Source organism: Alteromonas sp. ALT199 (assembly GCF_018619335.1).
Taxonomy (GTDB): Bacteria; Pseudomonadota; Gammaproteobacteria; order Enterobacterales; family Alteromonadaceae; genus Alteromonas.
In genome coordinates, this window is sequence record NZ_JAHHDX010000001.1 from 20,655 (window position 1) to 34,167 (window position 13,513).

At 43.0% G+C, this 13,513-nt stretch carries 11 protein-coding genes; 6 read left to right on the top strand and 5 right to left on the bottom strand.

What is annotated here, in order from left to right; genetic code table 11:
- Nucleotides 1-19 precede the first annotated feature (19 nt).
- Nucleotides 20-1,327, bottom strand: a complete 1,308-nt coding sequence (locus KL866_RS00100; protein ID WP_214992198.1) for a short-chain fatty acid transporter — start codon at nt 1,325-1,327, stop codon at nt 20-22.
- Between the two features lie 67 nt (nt 1,328-1,394).
- The gene (locus KL866_RS00105) at nt 1,395-5,507 is read right to left on the bottom strand and encodes a hybrid sensor histidine kinase/response regulator (RefSeq protein ID WP_214992209.1); all 4,113 of its coding nucleotides are present in this window, start codon (nt 5,505-5,507) and stop codon (nt 1,395-1,397) included.
- A 382-nt stretch (nt 5,508-5,889) separates the two neighbouring features.
- Here KL866_RS00105 and KL866_RS00110 point away from each other — a divergent pair, with 382 nt between their 5' ends.
- Nucleotides 5,890-6,231: a carboxymuconolactone decarboxylase family protein gene (locus tag KL866_RS00110; protein ID WP_025255686.1), complete on the top strand. Its 342-nt coding sequence runs from the start codon at nt 5,890-5,892 to the stop codon at nt 6,229-6,231.
- Nucleotides 6,232-6,284: 53 nt separating this feature from the next.
- Here the strand turns inward: KL866_RS00110 and KL866_RS00115 are convergent, their stop codons facing one another.
- The 3 genes from KL866_RS00115 to KL866_RS00125 all read right to left on the bottom strand — a co-directional run bounded on the left by KL866_RS00115 (nt 6,285) and on the right by KL866_RS00125 (nt 8,474).
- Nucleotides 6,285-6,578: a YfcL family protein gene (locus tag KL866_RS00115; RefSeq protein WP_025255687.1), complete on the bottom strand. Its 294-nt coding sequence runs from the start codon at nt 6,576-6,578 to the stop codon at nt 6,285-6,287.
- Between the two features lie 121 nt (nt 6,579-6,699).
- Nucleotides 6,700-7,848 (bottom strand): ATP-NAD kinase family protein, encoded by a 1,149-nt coding sequence (locus tag KL866_RS00120; protein ID WP_025255688.1) that lies wholly within the window; start codon nt 7,846-7,848, stop codon nt 6,700-6,702.
- Nucleotides 7,845-8,474 carry an elongation factor P hydroxylase gene (locus tag KL866_RS00125; RefSeq protein WP_409173975.1) on the bottom strand — a complete coding sequence of 210 codons (630 nt, stop codon included), beginning with the start codon at nt 8,472-8,474 and terminating at the stop codon, nt 7,845-7,847. The genes KL866_RS00120 and KL866_RS00125 overlap by 4 nt, the downstream gene beginning before the upstream one ends.
- A 178-nt stretch (nt 8,475-8,652) precedes the next feature.
- Between KL866_RS00125 and KL866_RS00130 the strand changes: the two genes are divergently transcribed.
- From KL866_RS00130 to KL866_RS00150, 5 genes are all read left to right on the top strand, one after another.
- Nucleotides 8,653-9,363, top strand: coding sequence for an FFLEELY motif protein (locus tag KL866_RS00130; protein WP_025255690.1), 711 nt, complete (start codon nt 8,653-8,655; stop codon nt 9,361-9,363).
- 89 nt (nt 9,364-9,452) lie between these two features.
- On the top strand, nt 9,453-9,878 hold the full coding sequence (locus KL866_RS00135) for a thioesterase family protein (RefSeq protein WP_029661442.1): 426 nt from the start codon (nt 9,453-9,455) through the stop codon (nt 9,876-9,878).
- Nucleotides 9,875-11,095: a TIGR02281 family clan AA aspartic protease gene (locus tag KL866_RS00140; protein WP_214992212.1), complete on the top strand. Its 1,221-nt coding sequence runs from the start codon at nt 9,875-9,877 to the stop codon at nt 11,093-11,095. Before KL866_RS00135 ends, KL866_RS00140 begins: the two co-directional genes overlap by 4 nt.
- Nucleotides 11,096-11,324: 229 nt before the next feature.
- Nucleotides 11,325-12,140: a cytochrome c3 family protein gene (locus KL866_RS20525; RefSeq protein WP_251139730.1), complete on the top strand. Its 816-nt coding sequence runs from the start codon at nt 11,325-11,327 to the stop codon at nt 12,138-12,140.
- 14 nt (nt 12,141-12,154) lie between these two features.
- Nucleotides 12,155-13,417: an ammonia-forming cytochrome c nitrite reductase subunit c552 gene (locus KL866_RS00150; protein ID WP_214992227.1), complete on the top strand. Its 1,263-nt coding sequence runs from the start codon at nt 12,155-12,157 to the stop codon at nt 13,415-13,417.
- Nucleotides 13,418-13,513: the final 96 nt, after the last annotated feature.

The window sequence follows — 13,513 nt, forward strand, 5'->3', positions numbered from 1 at the left end:
AAACTGAAATGCACTGTACTTAAACAAACCGCAAAACTAAGGAAATAATAACGCCTGTTACGATAAGCTGAACTAAGCAAAAACCCATTATATCTTTGGCTTTTAGGCCCGCTATGGCAAGAACTGGTAGTGCCCAAAACGGCTGAATTAAGTTCGTCCAAGCATCACCCCACGCCACTGCCATTGCTACCCTATTTACTTCCGCACCCAGTTCAGCGGCAGCAGGTAAGATTACAGGGGCTTGCACCGCCCACTGCCCTCCTCCCGAAGGTACGAAAATATTAACAATGCCTGCACTAATAAAACTCCACACTGGTAGCGACTCTGCAGATGCAAAACTAATTAGCCATTCTGACATGGTTTGCGCTAATCCAGATTGCACCATAACCGCCATAATGCCAGCATAAAATGGAAACTGTATAACAATACCGCTGCCGCCCTGGACGGCTTGCTGCAAGCTATGCAATACATTGCGTGGCGTACCGTGAAGGACAATAGCAAGGAAAAGAAATAACGTATTAACGTTGTTTAGGTTTAACCCGCCGCCCGAAATAAAATAGTTCGCAAGATAAGCAAGCCCAGCGAAACCGACAAGTAAACCAAGAGCTTTGCTGTTTTCCAGTTTATCTGCGGGTCTTTCGTTTACTGCTGAAGGTAAAGCATCGTCTTGTAGCTTTGAGCTATCAATAATTACGCTTTCAGATTTGGGAGGTAGCATTAAGCGATTCACAAGGGGAATAACTACAAACATAGTTGCCAACAACAGTAAGTTGAAGTTGCTAAAAATAGTCTCGCTGGTACCAATTACGCCTATTTGCGCCTCTGAAAAATGGCCCGGTGTTGCAATAGTTAACGGTACAGAGCCCGCCAAGCCACCATGCCATACAATAAAACCTGAATATGCACTTGCCACTAAAAGCCGGTAATCTACCGACACTTTTCTAGCAAGTGCTTTGGCAAACAGCGCACCTACCACTAGCCCAAAGCCCCAGTTTATCCAGCTTGCTGTAAGCGATACTAGAGTAACCAATACAATAGCGCTTCCCGGGCTTTTGGCTAGACGCGCGAGGTTTTCGAGCAGTGTTTTAACTAGCGGCGTGCATGCCAGCATAAACCCGGTTACCAACACCAAGAGCATTTGCATTGAAAAGGTTAGCAACCCCCAGAAGCCGTCTCCCCACTGTTGAATGGTTGTAAGCGGAGATTGGTCTTGAATGATCACCGCAAAGACAAGCGTTATAAGCGTCAACAATAAAACGAAAATATAGGGATCGGGAAGATATCTTTCGACGAGTTTTACGAAGGGTTTTGACGCACGTTTTAGCATTAACGCTCTCACAACTTGTTAAAAACTTGTTGCATGTTAACGCGTTTTGTTTAGCGTTGGCGAGGGGCTAATTTAAATTGTTAAGCCACTTTTGTAAGGTTGAGGTTACTTTTTGATGGTCTATGGGCTTCGTAAGAAAATCGTCCATACCCGCTTCCATGCACATATCTTTGTCGTTCTGCATGGCATTTGCTGTCATTGCGATAATGGGCGTGCTTTTGTAAACATCTCCCGCCGCACCAAGACGAATGAGCCTTGTAGCTTCCATCCCGTCCATTTCCGGCATCTGGCAGTCCATGAGTATAGCGTCATAAAGCGTATTAAGTTGGTTTTGCTTTAACAACTCCAAAGCTTCTTTGCCATTGTTAGCGACTTCTATTTCATATCCCTCACATTGAAGAACATTGACGGCAACAATTTGATTAATAGCATTGTCCTCTACCAACAGAATTCGTTTAGCATCGTCTTGAGAACCCCGTTTAACATCTCCTATTGCAGTTATAACTTCACCAGAGTTCTGCTCTGCAACATCCACATCGAGATTTTGAAAATGTTTGCGGTTTTGCTTTTTAGGCATGCCCGCCGTTTTTTCTAATATTCGAAGCAAATCTGACGTCGTTATAGGCTTGGGGAGAACTTCATCAATTGCTAGCCCACCAAATTCCTCATAGCTGTTTACGTCGCTTAGTTGAGTCATAAGAATCACATAGGTTTGCTTAAGCTTATCAATACCCTCAAGGCTTCGATAATGATTAACTTGCGCTTCATCGTTCACTATTTTATCCAAAAACAGAATATCAACATGAGGCTTGCTTTGATCGCTATCGCCATCACCTAAATACTGGGCCTTCGCTTCTTCCATTGATGACGCGGTCAACGTATTTACTCCCCAAAGCCTAAGCTGGTTTTGCATAGCGTTTCTTGTAGACGCTTTGTCGTCAACAATTAAGCAACACATGTTTTTTTTGGCCAGTGTAGGAAGCACTGTCTTAGGTATTTCTGAACGATTAACCTGACATGCCACTTTAAAGCAGCTTCCTTTGCCAAGTTCTGACGTTACGTTTATGTCTCCGCCTAATAACTGACACAGCTTTTTAGTGATACTTAAGCCAAGCCCAGTGCCTCCAAAGCGCCTTGTGGTTGAAGCGTCTACCTGAGTAAACGCGTCAAACATGTGGCTAAGTTTTGAAGAAGGAATGCCTATGCCCGTGTCTTTTACCGTTAACTGGAGCACGGCTTCATTATCAGCGTTACTTGGGAGTAACTCTGCAATGATGAATATCTCTCCTTGCTCGGTAAATTTAACAGCATTACTTAAAAGGTTAGTCAGAATTTGTTGTATTCGGCTTGGATCTGACTTTATCGTTGCTTCGCTGATGGCGGAAACATCCACAATAACTTCTAGGCCCTTTTCTTGGGCTGAATGCGCTACCGATAGAGCAATACTTTCCACCAACCCTCTTACGTCAAAATCTACCGATTCAAGCTCAAGTTTTCCCGCCTCTATCTTCGAGAAATCTAAAATATCATTGATGAGGACTAACAAGGAGTTAGCACTTGACCTTGCAATATTCACACGCTGATGCTGCTCTGCCGTCAATGCACTTTTATTCAACAGGCCTAGCATACCGAGTACACCGTTCATTGGCGTTCTAATTTCGTGACTCATATTTGCAAGAAACTCCGATTTTAAATTCGTTGCTTCTTCAGCCCTTTCAAGTGCCAGCTTTAGGTCACTCGCTTGCGCTTTAAGCGATGCTGTTTTTTCGGATACCTGTTGTTCTAGCGTTTGGACAAAACGCTTTTGCTTAGTAATTTCTGTTTGCTGCAAACGCGTACGCAAATAAATCACTAAAACAACGATACCCAACAAAAATAAGCCGTAGATAGTATACGCCCACCAGGTTTTCCAAGGTGCGGCAGCCACATGCAAATTTAAAGAAAGGGTTTCATTTCCCCAATCTCCATTCGGCTTCATAGCTTTTACGAGTAACTTGTAGTCCCCCCCATTTAAATTGGTAAACGACACCGAAGTATGATTGCCAATATCAATCCACTGCTCATCATATCCTTGTAATTTATACGCAAAGTGTGCACGCTTAGGGGCCGAAAAATCTAGCAGCGCAAAATCTAAAGAGAAAAAGTAATCTTCATACGAAAGGTCAATATCGGTAATATAGGAAAGCGGCTTATTTAGCTTCACCCTCTCCCCCATTTTATTGAAGCCAGTAAGCACTATTTTGGAATCAACGATGTCTACCTTTCCCTTTGTGTACTCGAAGTATTCTATGCCCCGTTGACTGCTGGTGAAAAAGGTATTTTCACCCGCTCTTAGCAAGCTGTTGGAGTAAAAGTTTTTACCTGCCAAGTCTATAGTGCTGTTGTAGCTAATGACACTTTGCGTGTCAGGGTTGTAAAGAAAAACACCTTTATTGGTAGTAAGCCACAACTGACCCTCATCTCCATCTGCAATAGCGCGAATTAAGGATGTAGGAAGGCCGTTTTGCTCACTAAAATACTCAATCGAATTGGACTGAGGAATAAATTGAAACATTCCTTTTTGCGTCGCTATCCAAATTTGCCCAGAACTTGTTTCGTGGATATCTTCCACGATACTATCTACTAAATTAACTAACTGACTTTCGCTGTCGCCAACGTTAATAAAACGACTACTTTCATTCGACCACAAGTTTATGCCTTTGCCAGTACCCACCCACATATTGCCTTTCGAGTCTTTTAAAATAGTGTGTATTTCAGGGTGAGTTAAACCGTCTTTTCTAGTCAGATGCCTGAATTTCCGAGAATTTTTGTTGTAGACATAAATACCGTGTTTATATGTTCCTATCCACACATTGCCTTCATCATCTAGCTCAAGAGCCCTAAACTCTCGAAACTGCCGATAACTACTGTCAGTCTTCGGGTATTCAATGCGACTTACAGTATTGCTAACTCTATCAACTTGAACGATATAGTCGTCTTGTGCAACCCATAACAATCCATCATTGTCAGACACTATAATTGGCCGTTCGATAACACCTCGCAACGCATAGTTTTCATACTCGTTAAATACCGAGTCATATTCTTTTTCCAGAAATTCCTCTTTTACATTCCATTTAAAAATACTAGCGTTTGCCGTAACAATAAGGACATTGCCACTATCGTCTATGTTATCAAGCGCAATACCACTAGGTGCAGTGAGCTGTTCACTATTAATCTGTTTTATTTTACGACGAGGAGAGAGTTTAAATATGCCATGAACTTCACTGGTAACCCATTTTGTATTGGTGTGGTCTTCAAAAATTATGCGAAGCCCATTGTCGTAAGCAAAATCCATCTTTTCTACATAATGCCCTTCGCCAGTATGTCTAAATAGTCCTTCGGTGGTCACAAACCATACTTTCCCTTCATGGTCCTCCATCATAGAGTTAACCTGGCCTAACAGTTTACCCGCTCGCGTTGTTTGCGGCACAAACACACCTGAACTAGGGAAAAACAAGAAAGGCCCATTTTGAGTTGCAACAAATAACTGGCTGGAAGAGGTTCGTAGTAAGCTACGTATTTCATTAGCGCCCGTTGCTGTCTTGTTACTTGGGTCGGGTAAGAAATGTTTAGATGAAAATGTGTTTTTATTCAGCAAATTCAAACCATAACTGGTTGCCACCCATAAACTATTCGCGTCGTTATCAATTATGTCCCAGATGCGGTTATGGGAAAGGCTATCTTTAACCCCGGCTATTTTTTGAGCTCGCTGGAATCGGCCATCGCCTAAAAAGCGATTTAACCCTTGATCGTAAGAACCTAACCAAATATCACCTGATTTATCATGGAAAAGTGACTGAATTCGGTTTGAAGATAAAGACATTGGGTCATCAGGGTCATTTAAATAGCGTGAGTATTGGCCGGTTTTAGGATTGTACTTGTTCACGCCTCCGCCCCATGTACCTACCCAAAGATTACCCTGAGCATCTAACATTAAATTACCAGCGTCGTTATGAGAAAGGCTTTGTTCTTGCTTGCTGTTCGATTCAAATAGCTTAACGTTACGACCGTCGTATCGCATTACGCCGTTTTCCGCAGTACCAAACCACAAGAAGCCTTGCTCGTCTTGAACAATGGAATAAATTTCTGATGAAACAAAGCCATCTTCGGCAGTTAAAACCTCTACCGAATACTCGTTCATTAGCTTGTCGGGCCCTGAAGCAAAAGCTAATGAGACACAAGACAGGTTAATTAGGAAAATCGCGAACACGCACACGAGTAGCAGTGAGTATGGCTTTTCGAGTTTAATTGTGGTCACGAAGGAGGATTTCTTCAAGATAAGAATTGGCTGGTTAATTTATACTCGCCAATACTAGTGCATATGTACATCGCCAGCCATTCTACAAAAGGAGCATTTGTTAGCAGTAAATTAAGGATTATTGACCTAGGACATAGTGCCCTTTTACCTTTATCCCTATGCTATTGGTATGTTGACCTTGCGAGTTTATTTTCAATTAGACGCTGCTTAGGTATGCAAATGGTAAATCGGACCAATTAAAACACGCTTGTTTGAGGAGAGAATAATGACAAAGTCATATAAAGATATTACAGAAAGTTTAAATCCGTACCTAGCTGAGGTTAAAAAGGGTGTGCCAGAGGTAATGAAAGGTTTTTCGGCAATGGCGAAAGCGGCAACGGCAGATGGGGCCTTAGATAAAAAAACTAAAGAGTTATTGGCTCTCGCTATTGGTATTGCCACGCGATGTGACGGCTGCATAGGCTTTCACGCAAAAGCATTAGTTCAGTTAGGTGCAACTCGTGCTGAGATTGAAGAGCTTTGTGGAATGGCAGTGTACATGGGCGGAGGGCCGTCATTCATGTACGCGGCAGACGCATTACGCGCTTTCGATGAATTTAGTGAATAATCCCGTATAAAAAGGCCGAGTATTCTCGGCCTCAGTAGAGAAGAAGCCCGCAATTACATTGCGACTAACCGTACCCAAAGTGCTTTTACAAGCTTAGCATCATTACTTTCTAGTTCATTGTTAGCAAAAGCACTATCAAGGCTTTCGAGCATTTTATCATTGAGCATCGCAACGGTAGCGTCTTCTTGCATTTCTAACTGGCGAGCTTCTACCGCAAAATGGCCTTGCAAGTAGCTTGCAATGAACAGTTCGTCATCACTACCATGATTTACCACGTCATCAAGCGATGCTTCAATATCTGCGATAGCTTTAACGACACTTTCTGGTGCTGCAGCAGGTGGTAACACGTCTTACTCCTTCCCGTTTTTGTATATCAGTTTATGATTTCTTGATTTCAATTTTTGGTTATAAATGAGGTTATTTTACTTAAAAGGCAATACTTTTAGTTTGTTATCTTAAGCGATGTCTTTAAACCGCATGGCACAGCACTTTGTCCTTGTAGCCGGTAATAACTGTAAACGGGCCCGCTAACTCAGCATCGAGCGCAGCATCGCTTGAGTCTAATCGCAGCGGCTTTCCATTTAGTGCCTGTAGCTTTTGTTTAGTGGCGACAATAAGCATGTTTTGCTTGCCAATTTGACGAATAAAAGTAGGGCTTAACTGTTGATTTCCGCGCCCTAAGATGTGGCCCTGACCACCAATAACCGTCAAAATGACTTTAGTGGGTTTATTTTGCGTTAATGAAACAAGTCCATTTGCTGTAACGTCACTTACTATTAGCTCGCCTTGCTTCACCACATCAACACCTAATAAAGTGTTGTCTAAGCCAAGAAACTCCATGACGGCGCCTACGGTAGAACCCGACCCCATAACAAAATAAGTGTCAGGTTCGTCCTCCATTATTTCGCTTACATACGCAGCAATGTCATCAAGTACCAAGGCCTCATCTTCTTTACCGCCCATTTTAACCGCTTGAACATAAGTGAGTTCAGCGGGTACGCGCATTTCTCCGTAATGCTTAGCAATAACTTTCCCGTCACGAAATGCGTTTTCGTCAATATCACGAACTTCAGCGTCCATTTCGCTTACAAGCTCGCCTGCAATCATTTGACTTACTACTTGCCCTGCCGCTGACGGCGACACACAGTAAACGCCAGAATGAATTTTGCAACCTGCAGGCACACCTAACACGGGTACCTGTGTTCCAACTACGCTGCAGATATTTCTTGCGGTGCCATCGCCACCCGCAAATAACAATAAGTCGACTTTAGCGTGTACCATGGCTTTAGCAGCACGTTCTGAGTCTTCACCTTCAGTTTGTGCAGCGACAGGAACGTAGATCACCTCATAAGGTATGCCCAAAGATTCACATACGGTTTCACCCATATCACCAGCTGCTGTTACGACCGTGAATTGTCCGGACAGCGCGTCGAGAATACTGAGCGCTTTTGCCATTTTTTCATTAGCTTTTTTCTCTGCTCCCATGGCCAGTGCTTTTTCACGAATTTCAGCACCATCGCTGCCTTTGAGAGCAAGCGCACCACCTATACCGGCAAAAGGGTTCACTACAATACCTAGCTTGAACTTCGCTTGACTACTAACACCACTCTCACTCATGAAGCATCTACTCCTGTTGATTCAGCTTGCTCACCACAGTTAAACGTGGCTGATAACGCATCTATGAAACGCGCAGCCCGAAGGGGAAAACCGAGCTCTTTATATCGTGTTAGCTGAGTCGCTACGTTGTGAGTAAAACCTTCCCTATCGGGCTGTGCACCATTTAGGTTGTCTGTACTCACTTGGAATTTTCTACCTGCCGCCTCAGTAAAAGCCCACTCTATAGCTTGGGGCTTAATTTCTACCTTCTCAAAGTCAGCTTGCTGGGTTGCGTCACGGCCATCAGGGCAATACCAATAGCCGTAATCTTCTAATAGTCGACGCTTTTCCCCCGCAATACACCAGTGGGCAATTTCATGTAGAGCGCTTGAAAAGAATCCATGAGCAAACACAATCTGATGGTAGGGCTTTTCATTGCCAGCAGGAATGTAAATAGGTTCGTCGCCACCTAAAACCAAGCGCGTATTAAAATCTTCAAAGGTAATGTTAAACAAGGCTATTAGCGCAGGAACATCAGGGTCTACTTCTGAATTAGCGTTGGCTGTTAGATTTTCTTGGTGGATTACCAGGTCTTCACTAGCTAAGCCTTCAACTTCAGTGCTTTTAACTTCTATACTTTTAAACAAAGCGTGACTACTTGCGGTGTTCATGACGTCAAATAAATTCTATACGTGCGAGCTAAATCAATGACGGTGGAGTATACCAGTAAAACTTTGTATTCTCACTTGAAAGGCTTGCTTGCATAGGTCAATCTAGCTTTACAAAAGTAAATGAGTCACATTCATTCAACGGGGAATTTGTGGTTTGGCACAAGACATAATAAATCATATCCATCGGGTAAATGCCCTTCGTGATTTAGCTAACAAGCTAAACGTGATGCCTACCATTCACCAACTTCAGCATTGGCAATGTGAGCGTTTACTGGTCACTCACGACGATTTAGCGCAGCAAAAACGTTACCAAAAAGCCATGGCGTTTTTTGTGGAAGAATTGTACGGCCCAAAAGATTTTAGCCAGCGCGACGCCGATTTAGCTCGGGTCATACCAAAACTCGCAAAAGTATTACCCGATAAAGCCATGAATGCTATGGACGATGCATTATCGTTAAATGCATTGTCGTTTGATTTAGATATGGCGATGTCACAGTATCTTCAAACCCACTGTCCAGGCGAGCCTATTAATAAAGACAACTACGCCCTTGCTTACCGAGATGTGGGAAGAATAGAAGACAGAGAACATCAAATCGACATAATTTCGCACTTGGGCGATCAACTCTCTGATGTAATAAAAATTCGTGGTATAGGTATGTTGATTTCGTTATCACGCCGGCCTGCGAAGCTCGCAGGCTTGCTGGCGCTACATGAGTTTTTAGAACGTGGCTTCAATGCTTTTAAAGCGCTAGGTGACGTGCAAAGCTTTGTTCAGCCAGTGTTAACTAAGGAGAAAGCATTAATGCATGTGTTATTGGACGAAGGTGTAACGCTGCCGGAAGAAAATCCGTTACCTGAGGTGTAAAGACTTAGGTTAATTGACTGTCACTACTGCTCAATATGGCAAATTTGAATTAGCAAGGAAATGTTTTGGGTACCCAAAATTTAGGTTGGATGTTAGACAATCCCTATGTGCAACAATGGCACATAGATGAAACACATATTGATCACTATCAGCACGTGAATAATGTGGCATATTTGTCTCAATTAGAAAGTTTAGCTTGGGCCCATTCAAACGCCCTTGGCTTACAATTTGCCGATTATCAGGCACTAAATCGAGGCATGGTAATTAAACGTCACGAGCTTAACTACCACCTTCCTACTCATCTTGGCGACACGTTAGAATGTGCGACTTGGATAGTGTTTTGCGATCGCAAACTAACCCTAAAGCGTCAATTTCAATTCATCTGCCCAAAGCGTAACAAACCCGTTTTTGATGCACTAACAACTTTCGTTTGCGTCAGCCTTGATACTGGTGCGCCCAAACGGATGCCGAAGCAGTTTGTGGATGTATACGGCAAGGCTTGTTTATCCCAATGAAAACGTGGCTAGCAGTAGTGCTTTTACTTTTTCTTTGTACGTCGTTAAGTATAAATGTTTACTTGTGGCTCAGTTTAAAGCAGCACAACGATGACGCTTATGAACTAGAAGCCAGCTATGAGCACCGTTTGGAAGGTACTGCACAGCGAGGAAGTGATGTAATTTCGAAGGGCAAGACAGAACCTTTTACTAACTCACGTTCCCCCAATTCGGCCTCGGATTTCAACGCTACTGGTACCCCATCAATGGGAATTGACGAACGGTATTCTTCGTCACTGCAAGTTGACAAAGACGTTGTAGATTCGCTAACTCGCTTGCTCAACAATGGGCAATTTTCATTACTCGCCACTGAGCTTACAAAGTATTTGAAAAGTGAGCCGTTCAATGAATCACTACTTTTGCTAGAAGGTGAGCTAATTGAGGTAACAAAGCCGCTTCCGACGGCTCTTGTACACTATTACGATTTAGCTGAACTGCTTCTTTCAAGCGAGACGCTTACGTTTATAGACACAAAAATTGCTACCTTGTATCAGCAGGCGCAGACTCAATTGAGTCAAGACGAACAATGGGAACTGGTAGCAAGGTTAAATGAGCCGTTATATCAGCGCATACCCGACGCAAAACACTACACCCTTAATTTGGCCGAAGCATATGCCTATCAGCAAAAGTTTACCTTGATGGAAGATGTGCTCGCCGCCCTGCCATTAAACGATAGAGACGCCAGTTTCATTCGAGATAAAGCCTATGAAATACGCGACAGTACTAACGCAGACAATACGCCTAGCGACAATAAACTAGAACCAGCAGACGCTGAGGACGCGCGTTATCAAACACGCGTAGCTTTAGAGCGTATTGGCGATCAATATCGCCTTGAAGCGAGAGCGTTAAACCAAAAAGCCACCATGATTCTAGATACCGGTGCCAGTACAACCGCAATATCCTCGCGACTATTTGCTCGCTTAGGCCGTATGCGAAATCTCACGTTCATCGGTAATTTCAACGTTAGAACCGCGTCAGGAACGATAGAAGCACCATTGGTACAAATATCGCGGTTCTATTTTGCAGGCTACGAAATTAACGATATTTCTGCCATCGTACTTCCCGAAGACGCCCTACCTGACGCTGATGGGTTATTAGGAATGAATGTCTTAGGCCAGTTTGACTTCGCGATAATGCCTCAATCTAGCGAATTGATTTTAACAGAGCGTAACGATTAATCTAAACATAAGATATTTATAATGATCGGACATTTTTTCAGTTAATATGATAACGTATACAAGCTATTAACATATTAGAGTTTTCAAAGTGCTAAGAATTGTTTCTTTTATATTCGCTTGTCTTTTCACATTTTCACACTTTTCCTTACAGGCAACTGAGTCTTCACAATGCGTGAGTTGCCATTCTGAGCAAGTCAGCCAATGGGAAAAATCAGACCATGGAAAAGCCATGGATCACGCGACAAACGAAACGGTTTTAGGCAATTTTGATAACGCAACAACTACGCACTTTTCGCAACGTGCGACTTTCTCTAGAAAAAATGGTGAATTTTTGGCCACGCTCACAGAGGCAGGCGAAGCTACGCAGTACACTGTCTCTTATGTATTTGGTCACTACCCATTACAACAATATTTAATTGAAACCGAAAATGGCCGTTTTCAAGTTTTTCCATTCGCTTGGGATAGCCGTGACGAAAAGGAAGGCGGTCAACGCTGGTACCCTAATTATCAAGATGAAGATATTGGCGTAAATGATAGACTCCACTGGAAGCAGCCGATGCAAAACTGGAACGGAATGTGTGCCGATTGCCATTCAACTGGACTAACCCGCAATTTCGACACCGATACATTAGCTTTTAACAGTCATTTTGACTCTATTAACGTGTCTTGCGCTTCCTGCCACGGGGATATGGCAAAGCATGTAACGCAGAACAATAGCACTCTTTCTTCTGCAAATTCATCAAAGGCTGATACCGCTATAGCTGACACTGGGATACATAATTCTCACAATACCTTGTCGACAGGCGAACAACGAGCCATGGGCCAGTGGTTGCTAAAAAAAGGAGATACCATTGCAAGGTGGCAAAAATTAGAAAATGGAGAATATAAACCCGCTAATCGAGACAACAGTTTCATGGATACGTGTTTTGGGTGCCACTCACTTCGTTCTCCGTTAACCGACGGTATTAACCCCGAACGCCACTATCTGGATCAATTCACTCCCTCGTTGCTATATCCCCCCTTTACTTTGCTGACGGGCAAATAAAAGAGGAAGTGTATGTGTATGGGTCTTTTCTTCAAAGCCGGATGTATGAGGCTGGTGTTAATTGCATAGACTGTCACAACCCACACACCATGAAGCTGAAAGTACAAGGTAATGGCCTGTGTTTGCAGTGCCACTCTGCACAAGCATACGAAGGTGAAAAGCACACCAAACATCCTAGTGACAGTGAAGCAAGCCAGTGTGTAAATTGTCACATGCCAACGCGCACCTTTATGGGTGTAGACGCCAGACGCGATCATAGCTTTAGCATCCCTACTCCACATGTATCAGCGAAAACCGGCGCGCCTAACGCCTGTCTTAACTGCCATGAAGACGACAATGCTTGGGTTTCAAAGCAATTAAATAATTGGTATGGCAGAGATTCGACATTAAATAGCGATGAACAAAAATACATTGCTTTTATGCACGGCGAAGCTATGGGTAAAAACGAAATGCTAAGACTTGCCCACGCTAAAACGCTGCCCGTTATAAAGCGTGCGACAGTGGTCACAATGCTATCTAGTCGTATCGAAACCCTGACAGATCGAGATCTGAGACCATTTATTAGAAATAAAGAGCCATTGATGAGACTTGCCGCCGCCCAAGCTGGCAGAGCTCTTCCTGCAGACCAGCGGCTAAAATCATATAAGGGTTTACTGAACGATAAACTTAAGAGTGTTCGCGTCGCCGCTGTTAACAATTTAATTGGTTTTGGTATTGATTCTGCTGCGTTTAACAAAGCACTGAACGAACTAAAAATATCTAACACTATCAACCAGTGGCGGGGAGAAGGTAATCTCAATCAGAGTTTAATTGAATACCAATTAGGAAACATTCAAGAAGCAGAAACGCTTTTGAAGCAAGGTATTCAAGCAGACCCGTTCTTTGAAGCTAATTACATTAATCTTGCTGAACTGTATCGAAGCCAAAATAAAGCAGAGCTTGAAAAACAAACCCTCGAAAAAGCAGTAAAGGCGGTTCCTACTAGCGACATTGTTTACTATTCGCTGGGAATGCTCAACATCCGCCAACAGAATAAACCGGCTGCAGTTGAATTATTTAAAAAAGCCTCTGAATTAGCACCGACCAATACTCAGAACTGGTACATTTATGCGCTTGCTCTGGATAATATAGGCAAAACACAAAATGCGATTACCGTGCTAAAAGAGGGGCTTTCGCATACACAAGACAGAAGACTTATAGAGTTGGGCATGTCTTTTTCACAAAAATTAGGTGACAGAGAAAACTTCATGTATTTCAAATCACTTGCTACCGATTAGCCTTGCTTCCCAGTAAGGCTACTAACTCTTTTCTATTTTTCTGAGGCAAAGCTCACATTTATGCATGTAAGGCCTCAAGCTTTTCTCTTTAACGTT

Bases quoted from the DNA above. Each gene is read 5' to 3' on its own strand.
- KL866_RS00100 (WP_214992198.1), bottom strand. From the start codon at position 1,327: ATGCTAAAACGTGCGTCAAAACCCTTCGTAAAACTCGTCGAAAGATAT.
- KL866_RS00105 (WP_214992209.1), bottom strand. From the start codon at position 5,507: ATGAACGAGTATTCGGTAGAGGTTTTAACTGCCGAAGATGGCTTTGTT.
- KL866_RS00110 (WP_025255686.1), top strand. From the start codon at position 5,890: ATGACAAAGTCATATAAAGATATTACAGAAAGTTTAAATCCGTACCTA.
- KL866_RS00120 (WP_025255688.1), bottom strand. From the start codon at position 7,848: ATGAGTGAGAGTGGTGTTAGTAGTCAAGCGAAGTTCAAGCTAGGTATT.
- KL866_RS00135 (WP_029661442.1), top strand. From the start codon at position 9,453: ATGTTAGACAATCCCTATGTGCAACAATGGCACATAGATGAAACACAT.
- KL866_RS00140 (WP_214992212.1), top strand. From the start codon at position 9,875: ATGAAAACGTGGCTAGCAGTAGTGCTTTTACTTTTTCTTTGTACGTCG.
- KL866_RS20525 (WP_251139730.1), top strand. From the start codon at position 11,325: ATGGATCACGCGACAAACGAAACGGTTTTAGGCAATTTTGATAACGCA.